Annotated in this window: 18 protein-coding genes and 1 pseudogene; 10 read left to right on the top strand and 9 right to left on the bottom strand. The window is 72.3% G+C overall.

Features of this window, described 5'->3' with window-relative positions; translation table 11 throughout:
- Positions 1–31 precede the first annotated feature (31 nt).
- Positions 32–670, top strand: a complete 639-nt coding sequence (locus RI138_RS04965) for a TetR/AcrR family transcriptional regulator (protein ID WP_096627822.1) — start codon at positions 32–34, stop codon at positions 668–670.
- A gap of 61 nt (positions 671–731) precedes the next feature.
- Here the strand turns inward: RI138_RS04965 and RI138_RS04960 are convergent, their stop codons facing one another.
- Positions 732–1193, bottom strand: coding sequence for a MaoC family dehydratase (locus tag RI138_RS04960; RefSeq protein ID WP_096627891.1), 462 nt, complete (start codon positions 1191–1193; stop codon positions 732–734).
- Positions 1194–1306: 113 nt separating this feature from the next.
- Here RI138_RS04960 and soxR point away from each other — a divergent pair, with 113 nt between their 5' ends.
- Positions 1307–1774 (top strand): redox-sensitive transcriptional activator SoxR, encoded by a 468-nt coding sequence (soxR, locus tag RI138_RS04955; RefSeq protein ID WP_311118914.1) that lies wholly within the window; start codon positions 1307–1309, stop codon positions 1772–1774.
- Positions 1775–1787: 13 nt separating this feature from the next.
- On the opposite strand, the gene RI138_RS04950 is transcribed toward soxR, so the two are convergent.
- Positions 1788–2402 (bottom strand): hypothetical protein, encoded by a 615-nt coding sequence (locus RI138_RS04950; protein ID WP_311118913.1) that lies wholly within the window; start codon positions 2400–2402, stop codon positions 1788–1790.
- A 226-nt stretch (positions 2403–2628) separates the two neighbouring features.
- Between RI138_RS04950 and RI138_RS04945 the strand changes: the two genes are divergently transcribed.
- Positions 2629–3111, top strand: coding sequence for a GNAT family N-acetyltransferase (locus RI138_RS04945; RefSeq protein ID WP_311118912.1), 483 nt, complete (start codon positions 2629–2631; stop codon positions 3109–3111).
- A gap of 34 nt (positions 3112–3145) precedes the next feature.
- On the opposite strand, the gene RI138_RS04940 is transcribed toward RI138_RS04945, so the two are convergent.
- On the bottom strand, positions 3146–4423 hold the full coding sequence (locus RI138_RS04940; protein WP_311118911.1) for an exo-beta-N-acetylmuramidase NamZ family protein: 1278 nt from the start codon (positions 4421–4423) through the stop codon (positions 3146–3148).
- Positions 4424–4657: 234 nt separating this feature from the next.
- On the opposite strand from RI138_RS04940, the gene RI138_RS04935 reads away from it, so the two are divergent.
- From RI138_RS04935 to RI138_RS04920, 4 genes and pseudogenes are all read left to right on the top strand, one after another.
- Positions 4658–5425: an SDR family oxidoreductase gene (locus RI138_RS04935; RefSeq protein ID WP_311118910.1), complete on the top strand. Its 768-nt coding sequence runs from the start codon at positions 4658–4660 to the stop codon at positions 5423–5425.
- 146 nt (positions 5426–5571) lie between these two features.
- Positions 5572–5853: pseudogene (locus RI138_RS04930) on the top strand (AMP-binding enzyme); the annotation flags it as partial.
- Between the two features lie 49 nt (positions 5854–5902).
- A complete protein-coding gene (locus RI138_RS04925; protein ID WP_096627833.1) occupies positions 5903–6496 on the top strand; it encodes a TetR/AcrR family transcriptional regulator in 594 nt (197 codons plus the stop codon).
- A 291-nt stretch (positions 6497–6787) separates the two neighbouring features.
- On the top strand, positions 6788–8125 hold the full coding sequence (locus RI138_RS04920; protein ID WP_311118909.1) for a M28 family metallopeptidase: 1338 nt from the start codon (positions 6788–6790) through the stop codon (positions 8123–8125).
- A gap of 63 nt (positions 8126–8188) precedes the next feature.
- Here the strand turns inward: RI138_RS04920 and RI138_RS04915 are convergent, their stop codons facing one another.
- Both RI138_RS04915 and RI138_RS04910 read right to left on the bottom strand, forming a co-directional pair.
- Entirely contained in the window at positions 8189–9403 is a 1215-nt protein-coding gene (locus tag RI138_RS04915; RefSeq protein ID WP_311118908.1) for an acyl-CoA dehydrogenase family protein, read from the bottom strand.
- 6 nt (positions 9404–9409) lie between these two features.
- Positions 9410–10432, bottom strand: a complete 1023-nt coding sequence (locus tag RI138_RS04910; protein WP_096627838.1) for a phosphotransferase family protein — start codon at positions 10430–10432, stop codon at positions 9410–9412.
- A gap of 168 nt (positions 10433–10600) precedes the next feature.
- Between RI138_RS04910 and RI138_RS04905 the strand changes: the two genes are divergently transcribed.
- On the top strand, positions 10601–11536 hold the full coding sequence (locus RI138_RS04905; RefSeq protein WP_311118907.1) for an NADP-dependent oxidoreductase: 936 nt from the start codon (positions 10601–10603) through the stop codon (positions 11534–11536).
- A gap of 22 nt (positions 11537–11558) precedes the next feature.
- On the opposite strand, the gene RI138_RS04900 is transcribed toward RI138_RS04905, so the two are convergent.
- Genes RI138_RS04900 through RI138_RS04890 form a run of 3 tightly spaced genes read right to left on the bottom strand, consistent with a single transcriptional unit; the run spans position 11559 to position 12804 of the window.
- Positions 11559–11873, bottom strand: coding sequence for a DUF202 domain-containing protein (locus RI138_RS04900; protein ID WP_096627841.1), 315 nt, complete (start codon positions 11871–11873; stop codon positions 11559–11561).
- On the bottom strand, positions 11870–12265 hold the full coding sequence (locus RI138_RS04895; RefSeq protein ID WP_096627842.1) for a YidH family protein: 396 nt from the start codon (positions 12263–12265) through the stop codon (positions 11870–11872). The genes RI138_RS04900 and RI138_RS04895 overlap by 4 nt, the downstream gene beginning before the upstream one ends.
- Positions 12266–12294: 29 nt before the next feature.
- Positions 12295–12804, bottom strand: coding sequence for an NUDIX domain-containing protein (locus RI138_RS04890; protein ID WP_311118906.1), 510 nt, complete (start codon positions 12802–12804; stop codon positions 12295–12297).
- 117 nt (positions 12805–12921) lie between these two features.
- Here RI138_RS04890 and RI138_RS04885 point away from each other — a divergent pair, with 117 nt between their 5' ends.
- The gene (locus RI138_RS04885) at positions 12922–14583 is read left to right on the top strand and encodes an FAD-binding dehydrogenase (RefSeq protein WP_311118905.1); all 1662 of its coding nucleotides are present in this window, start codon (positions 12922–12924) and stop codon (positions 14581–14583) included.
- Positions 14584–14668: 85 nt separating this feature from the next.
- Here RI138_RS04885 and RI138_RS04880 read toward each other — a convergent pair whose 3' ends face one another.
- Positions 14669–15094 carry an ASCH domain-containing protein gene (locus tag RI138_RS04880; RefSeq protein WP_311118904.1) on the bottom strand — a complete coding sequence of 142 codons (426 nt, stop codon included), beginning with the start codon at positions 15092–15094 and terminating at the stop codon, positions 14669–14671.
- Between the two features lie 193 nt (positions 15095–15287).
- Here RI138_RS04880 and RI138_RS04875 point away from each other — a divergent pair, with 193 nt between their 5' ends.
- A complete protein-coding gene (locus tag RI138_RS04875; protein ID WP_311118903.1) occupies positions 15288–16259 on the top strand; it encodes a hypothetical protein in 972 nt (323 codons plus the stop codon).
- Positions 16260–16262: the final 3 nt, after the last annotated feature.

Genomic DNA, 16262 nt, shown 5'->3' with positions numbered 1-16262 from the left:
TCGTCCTGTTGACGGAGAGGGGCCCTGGGCGATGAGTACGGCGGAGGAGACGAGCGGCGAGGACGCCCCGTGGGGCGAGGTCACTCCCGAGGCGGCCAGGCGGCTCCTCGTCGCCGCCGTGGACGCCTTCGCCGAGCGCGGGTACCACGCGACCACCACCCGTGACATCGCCGGGCGGGCCGGGATGAGCCCCGCTGCCCTCTACATCCACTACAAGACCAAGGAAGAGCTGCTCCACCGGATCAGCAAGATCGGCCACGAACGGGCGCTGTACGTCCTGGAGGCCGAGGCGGACCGGGACGGCACCGCCGCCGAGCGGCTCGCCGGGGCCGCCCGCTCCTTCGTCCGCTGGCACGCCGAGCGGCACACCACCGCCCGGGTCGTGCAGTACGAGCTCGATGCCCTCGGCGACGAGCACCGTACGGAGATCGTCGCGCTGCGCCGCAAGAGCGACGCGGTGGTGCGCCGGATCATCAGCGAGGGTGTGCGGGACGGCGAGTTCGACGTCCCGGACATTCCCGGCACCACGCTCGCGGTGCTGTCCCTCTGCATCGATGTGGCCCGCTGGTTCAACGCCCAGGGCAGCCGCACGCCCGACGAGGTCGGTGAGCTGTACGCAGGCCTCGTCCTGCGGATGGTCGGAGCCCGTACGGCCCCGGACCGCAGGTAGTCACGGCTCCGGATCGTACGCGGTCACGGCCCCCGGGCCGCAGGTGTTCACGGCCCCCGGATCAGAAGTAGTAGCGGGACACCGACTCGGCCACGCAGGCAGGCTTCTCGCTGTCCTCGCGCTCGACCGTGACGACGGCCGTGACCTGCACGCCGCCGCCCACCTCCTCGACGCTCCGGAGCACCGCCGTGGCCCGCAGCCGGGAGCCCACCGGGACGGTCGAGGGGAAACGGACCTTGTTCGTACCGTAGTTGATGCCCATCTTCATGCCCTCGACCCGCATCACCTGCGGCACCAGCGCGGGCAGCAGCGACAGCGTCAGATAGCCGTGCGCGATCGTCGTGCCGAAGGGTCCTTCCTTCGCGCGCTCCGGGTCCACATGGATCCACTGGTGGTCGCCGGTCGCCTCGGCGAACTGGTCGATCCTCTTCTGCTCGATCTCCAGCCAGTCGCTGTGTCCCAGCTGCTCGCCCACTCCGTCCCGCAGCTCCTGTGCGGACGTGAAGATCTTCGGCTCTGCCATGTTCCCGGTCCCTGCCTTCCGGCTCGCCGCACCCTCCGGCGCGATGTCTAAGCGCTTGCTCAGCATCATGGTGCGGCGCGTTCCTGTCAACGACATGGCAGTAGGTTTGAGGAGTGCCCCAGATCCCACAGACACTCCACGAACTCTCGGTCGGCCAGCTCTCGGCGCGCAGCGGGGCCGCTGTCTCGGCCCTGCACTTCTACGAGGCCAAGGGCCTGATCAGCAGCCGTCGCACCAGCGGCAACCAGCGCCGCTACTCCCGCGACGCGCTGCGCCGGGTCGCCTTCGTGCGGGCGGCACAACGCGTCGGCATCCCGCTGGCCACGATCCGGGACGCGCTCGCCGAACTGCCCGAGGAGCGCACGCCGAACCGCGAGGACTGGGCTCGGCTCTCCGAGGTCTGGCGCAAGGAACTCGACGAGCGGATCGAGCAGTTGCACCGGCTGCGCGACCATCTGACCGACTGCATCGGGTGCGGCTGTCTGTCGCTGGAGACCTGTGTGCTGTCCAACCCCGACGACATCACGGGTGAGCGGATCACCGGCTCCCGTCTGATGCCGGAGCGCAAGCGTTCCTCGTAGGCCCCCCCGGGTGCTACGCCGCCGTCGCGGTGGGCTTCCGGTGTCGCGGCAGCCGGGCCATCGCCAGCGTGCGGTCCGTCAGGGCGGGCCGGGGCACCGCGATCCCGCAGCCCGTGCACACCGGACCCGCCCAGGGCTCGCGTCCCCGTTCCTGCCGCCACTCGATGCCGGTGCCCGCGCAGACCGGGCAGGCGGAGCCGGGTCCGGAACCGAGGGCGGCGATGAGGCGGCGCAGCACCTCGGCCAGCGGTTCGGTGGGGTGCACCCCGGGGTCGGCGCAGCGGGCCACCCCGTGCCCGCCCCAGGTGCGGCGGTGCCAGTCGTCGAACGCGCCTGGCCGCCGCAGCCCCGCGTGCTTCTCGCGCCGCCGCCGCTCGGCGAACCCCGCCTCGTACGCGAGCCAGACGGCCCGCGCCTCCTCCAGTTCCTCCAGTGCGCTCACCAGGCGCGCCGGATCGGGTGCCCGGTCCTCGGGATCGATCCCGTGCCGGGCGCACAGATGGTCCCAGGTCGCCCGGTGACCGTACGGGGCGAATCTCTCCAGGCACTTGCGCAACGAATACCGCCGCAGGGCCAGATCGCCCAGCGGGTCGCGGACCTGTCTCGCCAGACTCCGGAAACCGGCCATGGCACTCTCCACCTCCGTCGCTCGTCCTTGGACGTCAAGGAATGGACGTACGATTGCCCGTTTCGGCTCCGTCGAAAGATGAAATCCGTCCATTGGCTGAGACTCCCCACGTCGGGCGGGGTGGCGCGGGCGGAAGCGGAACGGCGCGCGGGCCGGTGGTGAGAGGGCGTGCGGCCGCGCCGGAATGCGGTGGCGGCGACCCGGGCGGGTGCGGTTGGGTGTCCGCATGACAGCGAGTCACCCGCGCCTGGAGAAGGTCACCCCCGATAACGTCATCGCCGCCTGTCGGCTGGAAGTCGCGCCCGAGCAGCGGAAGTTCGTCTCGCCCGTCGCCCAGTCCCTGGCCGAGGCCTACGTGCACCCCGAGGTCGCCTGGCCCCGGCTGATCTGTGACGGCGAGCGCATCGTGGGTTTCGTGATGGCCTTCTTCGACGTGTCCTTCGACTACGACGCGGGGGTGCCGGACGCCCCGCCGCGCTCCGGGCTCTGGCGGCTCGCCGTCGCCGCGGGGGAGCAGGGCCGGGGGTACGGGCGGTTCGCGGTGGGCGCGGTGAACGAGGAGATCCGGCGGCGCGGCGGGAGGCGCTCGACCGTGACCTGGCACCCGGGGGAGGGCGGACCGGAGGAGTTCTACCTCCGGCTCGGCTACCGCAAGCGGGGGCTGACGGAGGACGGCGAGTACCTCGGCGACCTGGACCTCGGCGCCTGAGTTAGGCCGCCCGGCGCCACCCTCTCCGCCCCCGCTACCCCCCGTACCGCAGATAGCGTCGCCGCTTCGCCCGGAAGGCCGCCAGGTCCTCCTGCCAGGCGCCCACCACCGCGTCGGTGTCCGCGCCCGCGTCGATCATCGTGCGGACCCGGGTGCTGCCGGTGAGCTTGTCGATCCAGCGGTCCGGGCGCCAGGCGAAGCCGCTCCACGTCTCCTTCGCCGTCACCAGCAGGGCGATGCCGGTGCGGACCGGGTCGAAGACCTCCCGGTCCTGCACGTGCACCTGCACCCCGCCCACCGTCTTCCCCGCGAACTTGGAGAACACCGGGGTGAAGTACGCCTCGCGGAAGGCGACGCCCGGCAGCTCCAGCGCGTTCGCGGCGGCCGCCCAGCGGCGGTCGATGCCCTCCGCGCCCAGCAGCTCGAACGGCCGTGTGGTGCCCCGGCCCTCGGAGAGGTTGGTGCCCTCGAAGAGGCAGGTGCCGGAGTAGACGAGGGCCGTCCCGGGCGTCGGCATGTTCGGGCTCGGCGGCACCCAGGGCAGCCCGGTGCCGTCGAAGAAGTCCGAGCGCCGCCACCCGGACATCCTCACCACGTCCAGCCGTACGGGATTCTCGTGCAGGAACTCCGCGTTGAAGAACAGCGCCAGCTCCGCCACCGTCATCCCGTGCGCCTGGGCGATCTCCCGGCGGCCGACGAACGTGGCGAACGCCGGGTCCAGCACCGGCCCCAGCGCCGCCCGCCCGGTAACCGGGTTCGGCCGGTCCAGCACCACCAGCCGCTTGCCCGCGAGCGCGGCCGCCTCCATGCAGTCGTACAGCGTCCAGATGTACGTGTAGAAGCGCGCGCCCGCGTCCTGGATGTCGAAGAGCACCGTGTCCACGCCCGAGGCGGTGAAGATGTCCGCGAGCGGCTGCCCGCTCTTGAGGTACGTGTCGTAGACCGGCAGCCCGGTCGCCGGGTCGTCGTAACGCCCCTCCGAACCGCCCGCCTGCGCGGTGCCCCGGAAGCCGTGCTCGGGGCCGAAGACGGCGGTCAGGTTCACCCGCGAGTCCGGGTGCATCACATCGACGATGTGCCGGACGTCCGCGGTGACCCCGGTCGGGTTGGTGACGACGCCGACCCGCTGGCCCCGCAGCAGCCGGTACCCGTCCGCCGCCAGCCGGTCGAAGCCGGTACGGACCCGGCCCCGCCCGGGTCCGGGACGGTGCCCCGGGGCGGCGGCCGAGGCGGGAGCGGCGCCCGTCGCCGTCGCCGCGAGCGCGCCGACGGCGCCTCCGGCGCCCAGCAGGCCACGTCGGGACAGACTCATTGAGCTACCTCCATGATCGCGCCCCCGTGATCGAGCTGACTGTCATGCCCACGCACGCTAGCGCGGGCGGGGCCGGCACGGAACGACCCGCGCCGCGCCGGTTCCCGAGCCCGCACTCCGGGCCGCGCCCATCCCTCCTCCCGGCCCTTCCCCGAGTACATACCGACCGGTTAGTCTGCCGATGGCCGGCGGGACCGGCCGGTCGGGACCGGGCGGGAGAGAGGCAGGACGGCGATGGATACGGTGCGGGGCGCGGGCGTGGTGGTCACCGGGGCCGGAGGCGGTATCGGAGCCGCTCTGGCCCGCAGGTTCGCCGCCGAGGGGGCGCGGGTCGTGGTCAACGACCTCGACCTGGCACGGATCGAGCCGCTGGCAAAGGAGATCGGCGGCTCTGCCGTCGCCGGGGACGCCTCGGACGTCGTGGACGCGGCCCGGGAGGCGCTGGGCGGCACGGTGGACGTCTACTGCGCCAACGCGGGCCTGGCCTCGCCCGGCGACGCGTTCGCCGACGAGGAGGTCTGGGCGGCGGCCTGGGACGTCAATGTCATGGCCCACGTCCGCGCGGCCAGGGCCCTGCTCCCCGAGTGGCTGGAGCGCGGCGGCGGCCGCTTCGTCACCACCGCATCCGCCGCCGGGCTGCTGACGATGATCGGCGCGGCTCCCTACAGCGTCACCAAGCACGGGGCCGTCGCCTTCGCCGAATGGCTCTCGCTGACCTACCGGCACCGGGGGATCAAGGTCCACGCGATCTGCCCGCAGGGCGTGCGGACCGACATGCTCACCGCCGCGGGTTCGGCCGGCGAGCTGGTCCTCGCGCCCGGCGCCATCGAGCCGGAGGGCGTCGCCGACTCGCTGTTCGACGCGATGGAGGCCGACCGTTTCCTGGTCCTGCCGCACCCCGAGGTGGCCGGGTACTACCAGGCCCGAGCCGCCGACCCCGACCGCTGGATGGGCAGCATGAACCGCCTCCAGCAGAAGTGGGAGGAGGCGGGCGGAGCGTGAGCGACGTGGCCCCCGGCACCTCCCCCTACGCGGCCAAGCCCTGGCTCGCCCCGCTCAGTGAGGCCCAGCGCACCCCCGTCACCCCGCCCCCGACCGTGCTGCACGCCTTCCGGCGGCCGTCGACCGGGCCCCGGGCCGCGCGGCCCGCCTCCGGGTTCAAGGTGCGGCCCCGCGAGGTGGAGGACGTCCTCCACCCGGCGGTACGCGAGGCGGCGGTCGTGGGTGCGCCGGACGCGAACCGGGGAGAGGCCGTCCGGGCCTGCGTCAGCCCGCGTCCGGAAGCCTCCGTGGAACCCGGCGAACTCGGTGCGTACTGCAAGGAACGGCTTGCCGCGTACAAGTATCCGCGCGAGGTGGTGATCCTGACCGAGCCGCCGAAGACGGCGAGTGGGAAGATCCTCAGGCGGGAACTGCGTTCCCCCCGTTAGAACGGCGTCGAAACAGCACGCGCACGGTACGAAAGGAAGGTGGCGGCTCATGGCCAAGGCGACGGACCAGAACGGCACTCCCGTCCCCCAACGGCTGCTGGCCGCCGCCACCCGGCTCTTCGCCGAGCGCGGGTACGACCGCACCTCGGTCCAGGAGATCGTCGAGGCGGCGGGCGTCACCAAGGGGGCGCTCTACCACTACTTCGGCTCCAAGGAGGATCTGCTCCAGGAGGTCTACGCCCGGGTGCTGCGGCTCCAGCAGGAGCGCCTGGACGCCTTCGCGGACGCCGACGCCCCCGTGGAGGAGCGGCTGCGCGACGCGGCGGCCGACGTGGTAGTGACGACCATCGACAACCTGGACGACGCGGCGATCTTCTTCCGCTCCATGCATCACCTGAGTCCGGAGAAGAACAAGCAGGTACGGGTGGAGCGCCGCCGCTACCACGAGCGGTTCCGGGCCCTGATCGAGGAGGGCCAGCGCAGCGGTGTCTTCTCCTCGGCCACCCCCGCCGACCTGGTCGTCGACTACCACTTCGGCTCGGTCCACCACCTCTCCACCTGGTACCGCCCCGACGGCCCGCTCAGTCGCCAGGAGGTCGCCGACCACCTCGCGGACCTGCTGCTGAGGGCGCTGCGCCCGTAGGCCCAGGGCGGCTCGCGGCGGCGACGATCCACTGGCCCGTTCCGCGCGGCGGGGTGAGTCTGGATGTATGAGGCATGTCCGGCCTCCCCCGGAGGCGCAGACGTTCACGGGCGAGGGTTGGTTCGTTAATAGAACGGACTTGTCCGGTTTCCGCTCTTGACGGAGTACTGTCATTTCCTTGAGCATCGGTCACGCATCGCGCACAGCCAGCTCCAGGACCCGGCCGGGCACCGCGCGGCCGGGTACCCCCCGCACGTTCCGTCAGTCCCCAACGGAATCCGGAGCCCGTGAATGAGACCGAACCGCTTCACCCTGCGCAGATCCCCGGCGGCCATCGCCGCCGTCGTCCTCGCAGCCCTCCTCGCGACCGCCGCGCCCACCGCGCAGGCGGCCGGGGCGACGACACCGGTGGCAGCCGCCGCGGCGGCCCCCGACATCCCCCTGGCCAACGTCAAGGCCCACCTCTCGCAGTTCTCGACGATCGCCGCGAACAACGGCGGCAACCGCGCCCACGGCCGCCCCGGCTACAAGGCGTCCGTCGACTACGTGAAGGCCAAGCTGGATGCGGCCGGATACACCACCACGGTCCAGCAGTTCACCTCCAACGGCGCCACCGGCTACAACCTCATAGCCGACTGGCCCGGCGGTGACCCGAACGAGGTCCTGATGGCCGGGGCGCACCTCGACTCCGTCTCCTCGGGCGCCGGGATCAACGACAACGCCTCCGGATCGGCGGCCGTGCTGGAGACCGCCCTCGCCGTCTCCCGCGCCGGGTACCAGCCCGACAAGCACCTGCGGTTCGCCTGGTGGGGGGCGGAGGAACTGGGCCTGGTCGGCTCCCGGTTCTACGTCAACAACCTGCCGTCCGCCGAGCGTTCCAAGCTCTCCGGCTATCTCAACTTCGACATGATCGGCTCGCCCAACGCCGGCTACTTCGTCTACGACGACGACCCGGTCATCGAGAAGACGTTCAAGGACTACTTCGCGGGCCTGGGCGTCCCCACCGAGATCGAGACCGAGGGCGACGGCCGTTCCGACCACGCCCCGTTCAAGAGCGCGGGCGTCCCCGTCGGCGGGCTCTTCACCGGCGCCGGATACACCAAGTCCGCCGCCCAGGCCCAGAAGTGGGGCGGCACCGCGGGGCAGGCCTTCGACCGCTGCTACCACTCGTCCTGCGACAACCTGGGCAACATCAACGACACCGCCCTGGACCGCAACAGCGACGCCGCCGCCCACGCGATCTGGACCCTGTCCGCGGACTCCACGGGCGAACCGCCCGCGGACGACGTCTACTCCAACCCCACCCGGGTCGCCATCCCGGACGCCGGATCGGCTGTGACCTCCTCGATCGCGGTCACCGGACGGACCGGCAACGCCCCGGCCGCACTCCAGGTGGGCGTGGACATCAAGCACACCTGGCGCGGTGACCTGGTCATCGACCTGCTGGCCCCGGACGGCACCGCCTACCGGCTGAAGAACCCCAGCAGCGGCGACTCGGCCGACAACGTCGTCGCGACGTACACGGTCAACGCCTCCGACAAGGCCGCCAACGGCGAATGGAAGCTCCGCGTCCAGGACGTCGCCCGGTACGACACCGGCTACATCGACGGCTGGAAGCTCACCTTCTGACCCTCGGGCAGTCCGGGTGCGGCCCCCTCCCGCAGTCCTGCGGGAGGGGGCCGCACCCCGCTCTCAGACGTACCGCTTGATCTCCCGCCGGGCCAGCGACCGCTGGTGCACCTCGTCCGGCCCGTCCGCCAGCCGAAGCGTCCGCGCCGCCGCCCACAGCTCCGCCAGCGGGAAGTCCTGGCTGACCCCGCCCGCCCCGTGCAGCTGTACCGCGGAGTCCAGGATGTCCACGACCGCGCGCGGGGTGGCGATCTTGATGGCCTGGATCTCGGTGTGCGCGCCCTTGTTGCCCACCGTGTCCATCAGCCAGGCCGTCTTCAGCACCAGTAGCCGCAGCTGCTCCACCGACACCCGCGCGTCCGCGATCCAGTTCTGCACGACGCCCTGCTGGGCCAGCGGCCTGCCGAACGCCGTTCGTTCCACCGCGCGCCGGCACATCAGCTCGATGGCCCGCTCCGCCATCCCGATCAGCCGCATGCAGTGGTGGATGCGCCCCGGACCCAGCCGCGCCTGCGCGATGGCGAAGCCCCCGCCCTCCTCGCCGATCAGGTTCCCGGCGGGCACCCGTACGTCGTGGAAGACCACCTCGGCATGACCGCCGTGGGAGTGGTCCTCATAGCCGTACACCCGCATGGCGCGCCGTACTTCGAGGCCCGGGGTGTCGCGGGGGACCAGGATCATCGACTGCTGGCGGCGGATGTCGTCGCCGTCCGGGTCGGTCTTGCCCATCACGATGAAGACCGCGCAGTCCGGGTTCATCGCCCCGGAGATGTACCACTTGCGCCCGTTGATGACGTAGTCACCGCCTTCCCGGATCATCCGGGTCTCGATGTTCGTCGCGTCCGAGGACGCCACCTCCGGCTCCGTCATCGCGAACGCGGAACGGATCTCCCCGGCGAGCAGCGGCTCCAGCCACTGCTTCCGCTGCTCGTCGGTGCCGAACTGGAGGAGCACCTCCATGTTCCCGGTGTCCGGAGCCGCGCAGTTCAGCGCGGTCGGCGCGAGATGCGGGGAGCGCCCGGTGATCTCCGCGAGCGGCGCGTACTGGAGGTTCGTCAGCCCCGCCCCGTACTCCGCGTCCGGCAGGAAGAGGTTCCACAGTCCCTGCCGCCGGGCCTCGGCCTTCAGCTCGCCCACCACCGCCGGGGTGTCCCACGGCGAGGCCAGCAGCGCCCGCTGCTCCTCGGCGACCTGCTCCGCCGGATACACGTGCTCGTCCATGAAGGCGAGCAGCCGGGAACGCAGCTCCTCGGTACGGGCGTCGAATGCGAAGTCCATGGGTGTTCAGCCTTCCTGGAGGGTGGTGAGGCCGTGCTCGATGAAGACGGGGACGAGATCGCCGATCCGGTCGAAGCCCGCGCCGACGGTCTGGCCGAGGGTGTAGCGGTAGTGGATGCCCTCCAGGATCACGGCGAGCTTGAACCACGCGAACGCCGTGTACCAGGCGATGGCGGAGGTGTCCCGGCCCGAGCGGGCGGCGTAGCGCTCGATCAGCTCGGCGGGGGCCGGGTGCCCGGCCGCGCCGCTGGTGGTGGAGACCGGGGAGCCGGCCAGACCGAGATCGGAGCTGTACATCACGAGCAGCCCGAGGTCGGTCAGCGGATCGCCCAGCGTGGACATCTCCCAGTCCAGAACGGCCTTGATCCGGTCGTCGGAGCCCAGCAGCACGTTGTCCAGCCGGTAGTCGCCGTGGACGACGGCGGGGGCGGGGGAGGAGGGCAGCGCGCGGCCGAGGGAGGCGTGCAGCTCGTCGATGCCCGCCAGGTCACGGTTGCGGGAGGCGTCCAGCTGCTTGCCCCAGCGCCGCAGCTGCCGGTCCAGGAAGCCGTCCGGCCGTCCGAAGTCACCGAGCCCCACGGCCCCCGGCTCCACCGCGTGCAGATCGACCAGGGTGTCGACGAGCCCGAGGACCGCGGCCCGGGTGCGCTCGGGGCCCAGCGGGGCGAGCTGCTCGGCGGTGCGGTACGGGGTGCCTTCCACGTACTCCATGACGTAGAACGGCGCACCGAGCACCGTCTCGTCCTCGCAGAGCAGCACCGGCTCCGGCACCGGGACGGCGGTGGGGTGCAGGGCGCTGATCACCCGGTGTTCGCGCTTCATGTCGTGCGCGGTGGCCAGGACGTGCCCGAGCGGAGGCCTGCGCACCACCCACCGGCCCGTCCCGTCGCCGACGACGTACGTGAGGTTCGAGCGGCCGCCCTCGATCAGCCGCGCTTCGAGGGGCCCGCTCACCAGCCCGGGGCGCTCGCGGTCGAGATGTCCGCGCAGCTGCTCGGGGTCGATGCCTGGTGGGGGGACGGGACTCATGGGGCGCACCTCCGGGGCGACAGAACGAACGCCCACCATGATGCCGACCAGTCGGTATGTCGTCCAGTGCCTGCGGCGCCGGTTATCGGGGAGGGTTCGCTTCCGCCGCTCCCCGTGGGGGCGCGGCCCTGAGTTGCGCCATCGCTGACCTGCGCGGAAGGTCGAGGGATGAAGGCGATCAGCTACAACGCGTACGGCTCGGCCGACGTCCTGGAGTACGGCGAGCGGCCCGACCCCAAGGTCGGCCCCGACTCGGTCCTGGTGAAGGTACGGGCCGCCGCCGTCAACCCGGTCGACTGGAAGGCCCGCGAGGGCTACCTCCAGGGCGCCCTCGAAGCCGTCTTCCCGGTGATCCCCGGCTGGGACGTCTCCGGGGTCGTCGTGCAACCCGGCGTCGCCGTCGACGAGTTCGCGGTGGGCGACGAGGTCATCGGCTACGTACGCGAGGACTTCCTCTCGCGCGGCACGTTCGCCGAGTACGTTGCCGCCCCCGTGCGCACCCTCGCCCGCAAGCCGCTGAGCCTGGGCTTCGAGGAGGCCGCGGGCCTGCCGCTGGCCGGGCTGACCGCGTACCAGGTGCTGCACCGCACCCTGAAGGTCCGCGACGGCGACACCGTTCTGGTCCACGCGGCGGCGGGCGGCGTCGGATCGCTCGCCGTCCAGATCGCCCGGCACGCCGGCTGCCGGGTCATCGGCACCGCGAGCCCCCGCAACCACGACCATCTGCGCAGCCTCGGCGCGGAGCCGGTGGAGTACGGCGAGGGGCTCGTCGACCGGCTGCGGGAGCTGGTCCCCGAGGGCTTCGACGCCGCCTTCGACACGGTGGGCGGCGACGCGCTGCGCGCCTCCGCCGACACCCTCGCCCCCGGCGGGCGGCTCGCCTCCATCGCGGACAGCGAGGTCTTCTCCTACGGTGGCCGCTACGCCTTCGTCCGCCCCGACGCGAACGATCTGGCCCAGGTCGCGGAGCTGGCCGAACAGGGCATCGTCACCGTCCACGTGGACCGGGTGTTCCCGCTGGAGCAGGCCGCCGAGGCGTACCGGCTCAACGAGGAGGGGCGGACCCGGGGGAAGATCGTGGTGACGGTGGACTGGGACGCCTGAGGCTTCCTCGGGCCCAGGGGCCTCAGAACAGCATCGCCGCCGCGAACCCCGCCAGCGCCACCGTGCACAGCGCCGTCAGCAGCGCCCCGCTGGACGCGAGCGGCTCCGGACGCGCCACGCCCATGTGCACCACCCTGCGGTGCGCCACCACCAGCAGCCCCAGCCAGGCCAGCGCGCTGAGCGCCACCGCGACCAGCGCGGCCGGGGTCGCACCGCTGTGCGAGGCCTGCCGCACGGCGAGCAGTGCGACCACGGTGGCGGACAGCGTGGTACGCCGCCAGGCCAGCCGGGTCCGCTCGGGCTGGAGCCCCGGGTCCCGGTCCCCTGCCGCCGTCACCGGCCCTCCCAGCCGAAGAGGACCACCACCACCATCGCCACGGCGACGACGGCGACCGCGAGTGACAGCAGCGTCGGAAAGCGGGAGACCGGCAGATCCTCGCCCCGGCGCATCGCCCGCTCGCACCGCGCCCAGTGGTTGACCGCCCGCAGCGCGCACATCACCCCGGCGGCCAGCAGCCCGAGCGCGAGGCCCGCCCGGACGCCCCACGCCAGCTCCGGCAGGAACTGGTCGACGGCGAAACCCCCGCCGATCAGGGCCAGAGCCGTCCGGATCCAGGCGAGGAACGTCCGCTCGTTGGCCAGCGAGAACCGGTAGTCGGGGGTGTTCCCCTCCTCCCGGACGCGCTGCGGCGCGAACCACAGCCGTACGCTCTGCGCGATCTTGTTCACACGGGCACCTTAGGGGATCTCGTCCACGTTCAGACGGACCGGAACTCCCGCAGCCGGCGGTACGCCTCAAGGCCGTCGGGTACCCAGGCCCACTCACCGAGCCGCCGCTCCAGCTCGCCGTCGTCGAGGAACGCGTGCCAGGCGACCTCCTCGGCCTGCGGCACCACCGGAAGCTCGCAGCGCACCTGGTAGACGGCGGACCACCAGGTATGCCCGGCACCGGCGTACAGGAACCGGAACAGCGGCTCGGGCTCCGGCAGCCCCGACACTCCCAACTCCTCCTCGGCCTCCCGCAGCGCCGCCTCGTCGTACGACTCGCCCGCTCCCACGACTCCGCCGACGAACATGTCGTAGCGGGAGGGGAAGACCAGCTTCGTGGGCGTGCGGCGGTGCACGAAGACCCGCCCCCCGGCGTCACGCGCCTCGATGAACACGCAGCGGTGGCGCAGCCCCCGCGCGGTCGCCTCACCGCGCGGGGCCTGCCCGATGACCTCGTCGTTCTCGTCGACGATGTCCAGGATCTCGTCGGAAGGCGTCATGCACCCATCCAACCGCACCCGGGTGGTTGACGTGGCACCGGCGGGTACCGAAGATCTGACGCACGGGTAACTTGAACGTTTCGCCGCCCCTGAGCCTCCCCGAACAGGATGGAACCCATGGCGTACGACGCTGATGTGATCGTGATCGGGGCAGGACTCGCGGGGCTCGTGGCCACGGCCGAACTGGTCGACGCCGGACGCTCGGTGATCCTCCTCGACCAGGAGCCCGAGCACTCCATCGGCGGTCAGGCGCACTGGTCCTTCGGTGGTCTCTTCCTCGTCGACTCGCCCGAGCAGCGCCGGCTGCGCATCAAGGACAGCCGGGAGCTGGCCCTCCAGGACTGGTACGGCACGGCGGGCTTCGACCGGGAGGAGGAGGACCGCTGGCCGCGCAGGTGGGCCGAGGCGTACGTGGACTTCGCCGCCGGGGAGAAGCGGTCCTGGCTGCACCAGCAGGGGCTGCGGATCTTCCCGGTCGTCGGCTGGGCGGAGCGCGGCGGCTACGACGCCACCGGGCACGGCAACTCCGTACCCCGCTTCCACATCACCTGGGGCACCGGCCCCGGCGTCGTCGCCCCCTTCGAACGGCGGGTGCGTGAGGGCGTCGCCAAGGGGCTCGTCCGGCTGAGGTTCCGCCACCGGGTCACCGGCCTCGCCCGCACGGCCGGGGCGCTCGACACGGTCACCGGGGAGATCCTGGAGCCCAGCGGGGCCGAGCGCGGCACCGCGAGCAGCCGGGAGGCCACCGGCTCCTTCGAGCTGAAGGCCCAAGCGGTGATCGTCACCTCCGGCGGCATCGGCGGCAACCACGACCTGGTCCGCGCCCAGTGGCCGAAGCGCCTCGGCATCCCGCCGGAGAAGATGCTCTCCGGGGTCCCCGCCCATGTCGACGGGCTGATGCTCGGGATCGCCGAGAAGGCGGGCGCCCACCACATCAACAGCGACCGGATGTGGCACTACACCGAGGGCATCGAGAACTGGCACCCGATCTGGGCCAAGCACGGCATCCGAATCCTGCCCGGTCCCTCGTCCCTCTGGCTGGACGCACGCGGCAAGCGGCTGCCGGTCCCGCTCTTCCCCGGCTTCGACACGCTCGGCACGCTCGAACACATCATGGGCTCGGGCCACGGCTACACCTGGTTCGTCCTCAACCAGCGCATCATCGGCAAGGAGTTCGCGCTCTCCGGCTCCGAGCAGAACCCGGACCTGACCGGCAAGTCGGTCCGCGACGTGATCGGCCGGGCCCGCGCGGACGTGCCCGCACCGGTGAAGGCGTTCATGGACAACGGCGTGGACTTCGTCGTCGAGAAGGACCTCCCGGCCCTGGTCCGGGGCATGAACGCGGTGACCGGTGACGGCCTGATCGACGCCGAGGAGCTCCGCCGCGAGATCACCGCCCGCGACCGTGAGATCGCCAACCCGTTCACCAAGGACCTCCAGGTCACCGCGATCCACGGGGCCCGCGCCTACCTCGGCGACCGTCTCATCCGCACCGCGAAACCCCACCGCATCCTGGACCCGGCGGCGGGCCCGCTGATCGCCGTACGCCTGAGCATCCTGACCCGCAAGTCCCTGGGCGGTCTGGAGACGGACCTGTCCTCCCGCGTCCTGACCCCCGAGGGCACCCCGCTGCCCGGCCTGTACGCGGCGGGCGAGGCGGCTGGCTTCGGCGGTGGCGGTGTCCACGGCTACCGCTCCCTGGAGGGCACGTTCCTGGGCGGCTGCATCTTCTCGGGCAGGGCGGCGGGACGGGCCGCGGCGGAAGCGGTCGCCCTCTGAACCCCTCCCGCAGGCCACGGCACGGGCGGCCGAATCAAGCCTCTCCGGCCATGGGGGAGCGGGGGCCGGGGCAGAGCCCCGGTACTCACCCCAGCCGCTCGACCACGCGAAACCGCTCCGCCACGATCAGCGTCTCGTCGTTCACCGTGAACGACGGATCGCCCAGCGCCTCCCGCATCTCCGCGCTGTGCCAGAACGCCTCGTGCGCCGCCCGCCACTCGGCCACCGACGTGTACCCCTCGCCCTCGTCCAGCGCATGCTGCAGATCCACCTCCCCGAGCGGCAGCACCCGTACGCCGGTCATCTCCAGCACCGCCACCTCCCGCCCTTCCGAGTCGATCAGCGCGGACCGTTCGCCCACGGGGGGAAGCTCTTCCCGCTCCCGTTCGTACTCGGCCAGCAGTCCGGAGGTGGACACCTTCTCGCCGGACAGGACCGCTGCCACCAGCTGGTCGCGCAGCGGCCCGGGAAAGGCGAGAAGGTAGGGGCTGAGAGGTTCGCGAGGTTCCATTCCCCCAGTGTGTCAGGCGCCACTCCGTGCCCGCCCGCCCCGCCCGCACGCCTCGCCCGGCTGGGTGACTTCCAGCCAACTGTCAGGAAAGCGAGCCGAGTTGACGCAAGGCTCCCCTTGACGCGGGGCCTTGCCTACCGCTTGGCTGTGCGCGATCATCCGCTCGCACACCGCGTCGAAGGAAGTCTGCGGCATGTCCCCGCCTCCGCCGCCCCTGGGCCGCTCCCGCCGTCGGGGCAGCCGCCCGGACCGTGCCTTCGACCCCGCCCTCGACGACAGCGAACTCATCGCCGTCCGCGACCGGTTCACCCAGGGCAGGTGGTCCGAGGCGCGCGCCCTTCTCGTGGCCACCGGGCCGGACTGGGACCGCCGCGGACATCGTTGCCTCGCCCTCGCCGGGACCCCGTCCGCCGTCGACTGGGCCGGTGACTGGCTGCTCGTCGAACCCGAGAGCGCAGACGCCGCCACGCTGCTGGGCTGCGCCGCCGTCGCCCGGGCCCTGCGGCCCAAGGCCAGGCCCGCCGACGCCGTCCGCGCCCGGGAAGCCTGTCTGGCCGCGGCCCGGATCACCCCCGAGGACCCCACCCCCTGGCTGGCGCTGCTTCTTCTGGACCGGGGGCGCGAGGGCGGCGGTGACGAGTGCGGCAGGCTCTTCGAGGAAGTGCGCTCCCGGCACCCCGACCACCACCACGCCCACCACCTGATGACCGGTCTGCTGGCCGAAAGCAGCCCCGAGAGCGGTCAGGACCCGCTCCACGAGGTGTACGACTTCGCCGCCTGGGCCGCCGAACAGGCCCCCGCCGACTCCCCGCTGGCCGTTCTCCCGGTCATCGCCCATGCCGAGCGCTACCGGGTCCTGGCCGCCGCGGGCATCGAGCCCGACGACCCGGTGGCGTCCGGCCACTGGTCGGGGCGCCGGGCCCGTCAGGTGATGAAGGCCGCCTTCGACTGGTGGCTGGAGTGGGAGCGCGAGGACCACCCGCGCCACCGCGTCGACCTCAACTTCCTGGCCCACGCCAAGGTCTGCGAGGGCCGGACCGCCGAGGCCGCCGCACTCTTCCACCGCATCGGCCCGTATGCCACCGCCGCCCCCTGGTCGTACTCCGGCCGCGAGCCCCACGACGCGTTCGCCGCCGCGCGGGCGTACGCACTCGGCACCCCCTGACGC

This window comes from Streptomyces durocortorensis, from assembly GCF_031760065.1.
Lineage (GTDB): Bacteria > Actinomycetota > Actinomycetes > Streptomycetales > Streptomycetaceae > Streptomyces.
Note: the sequence above shows the minus strand (reverse complement) of the source record. Positions and strands in the feature narration are given on the sequence as shown.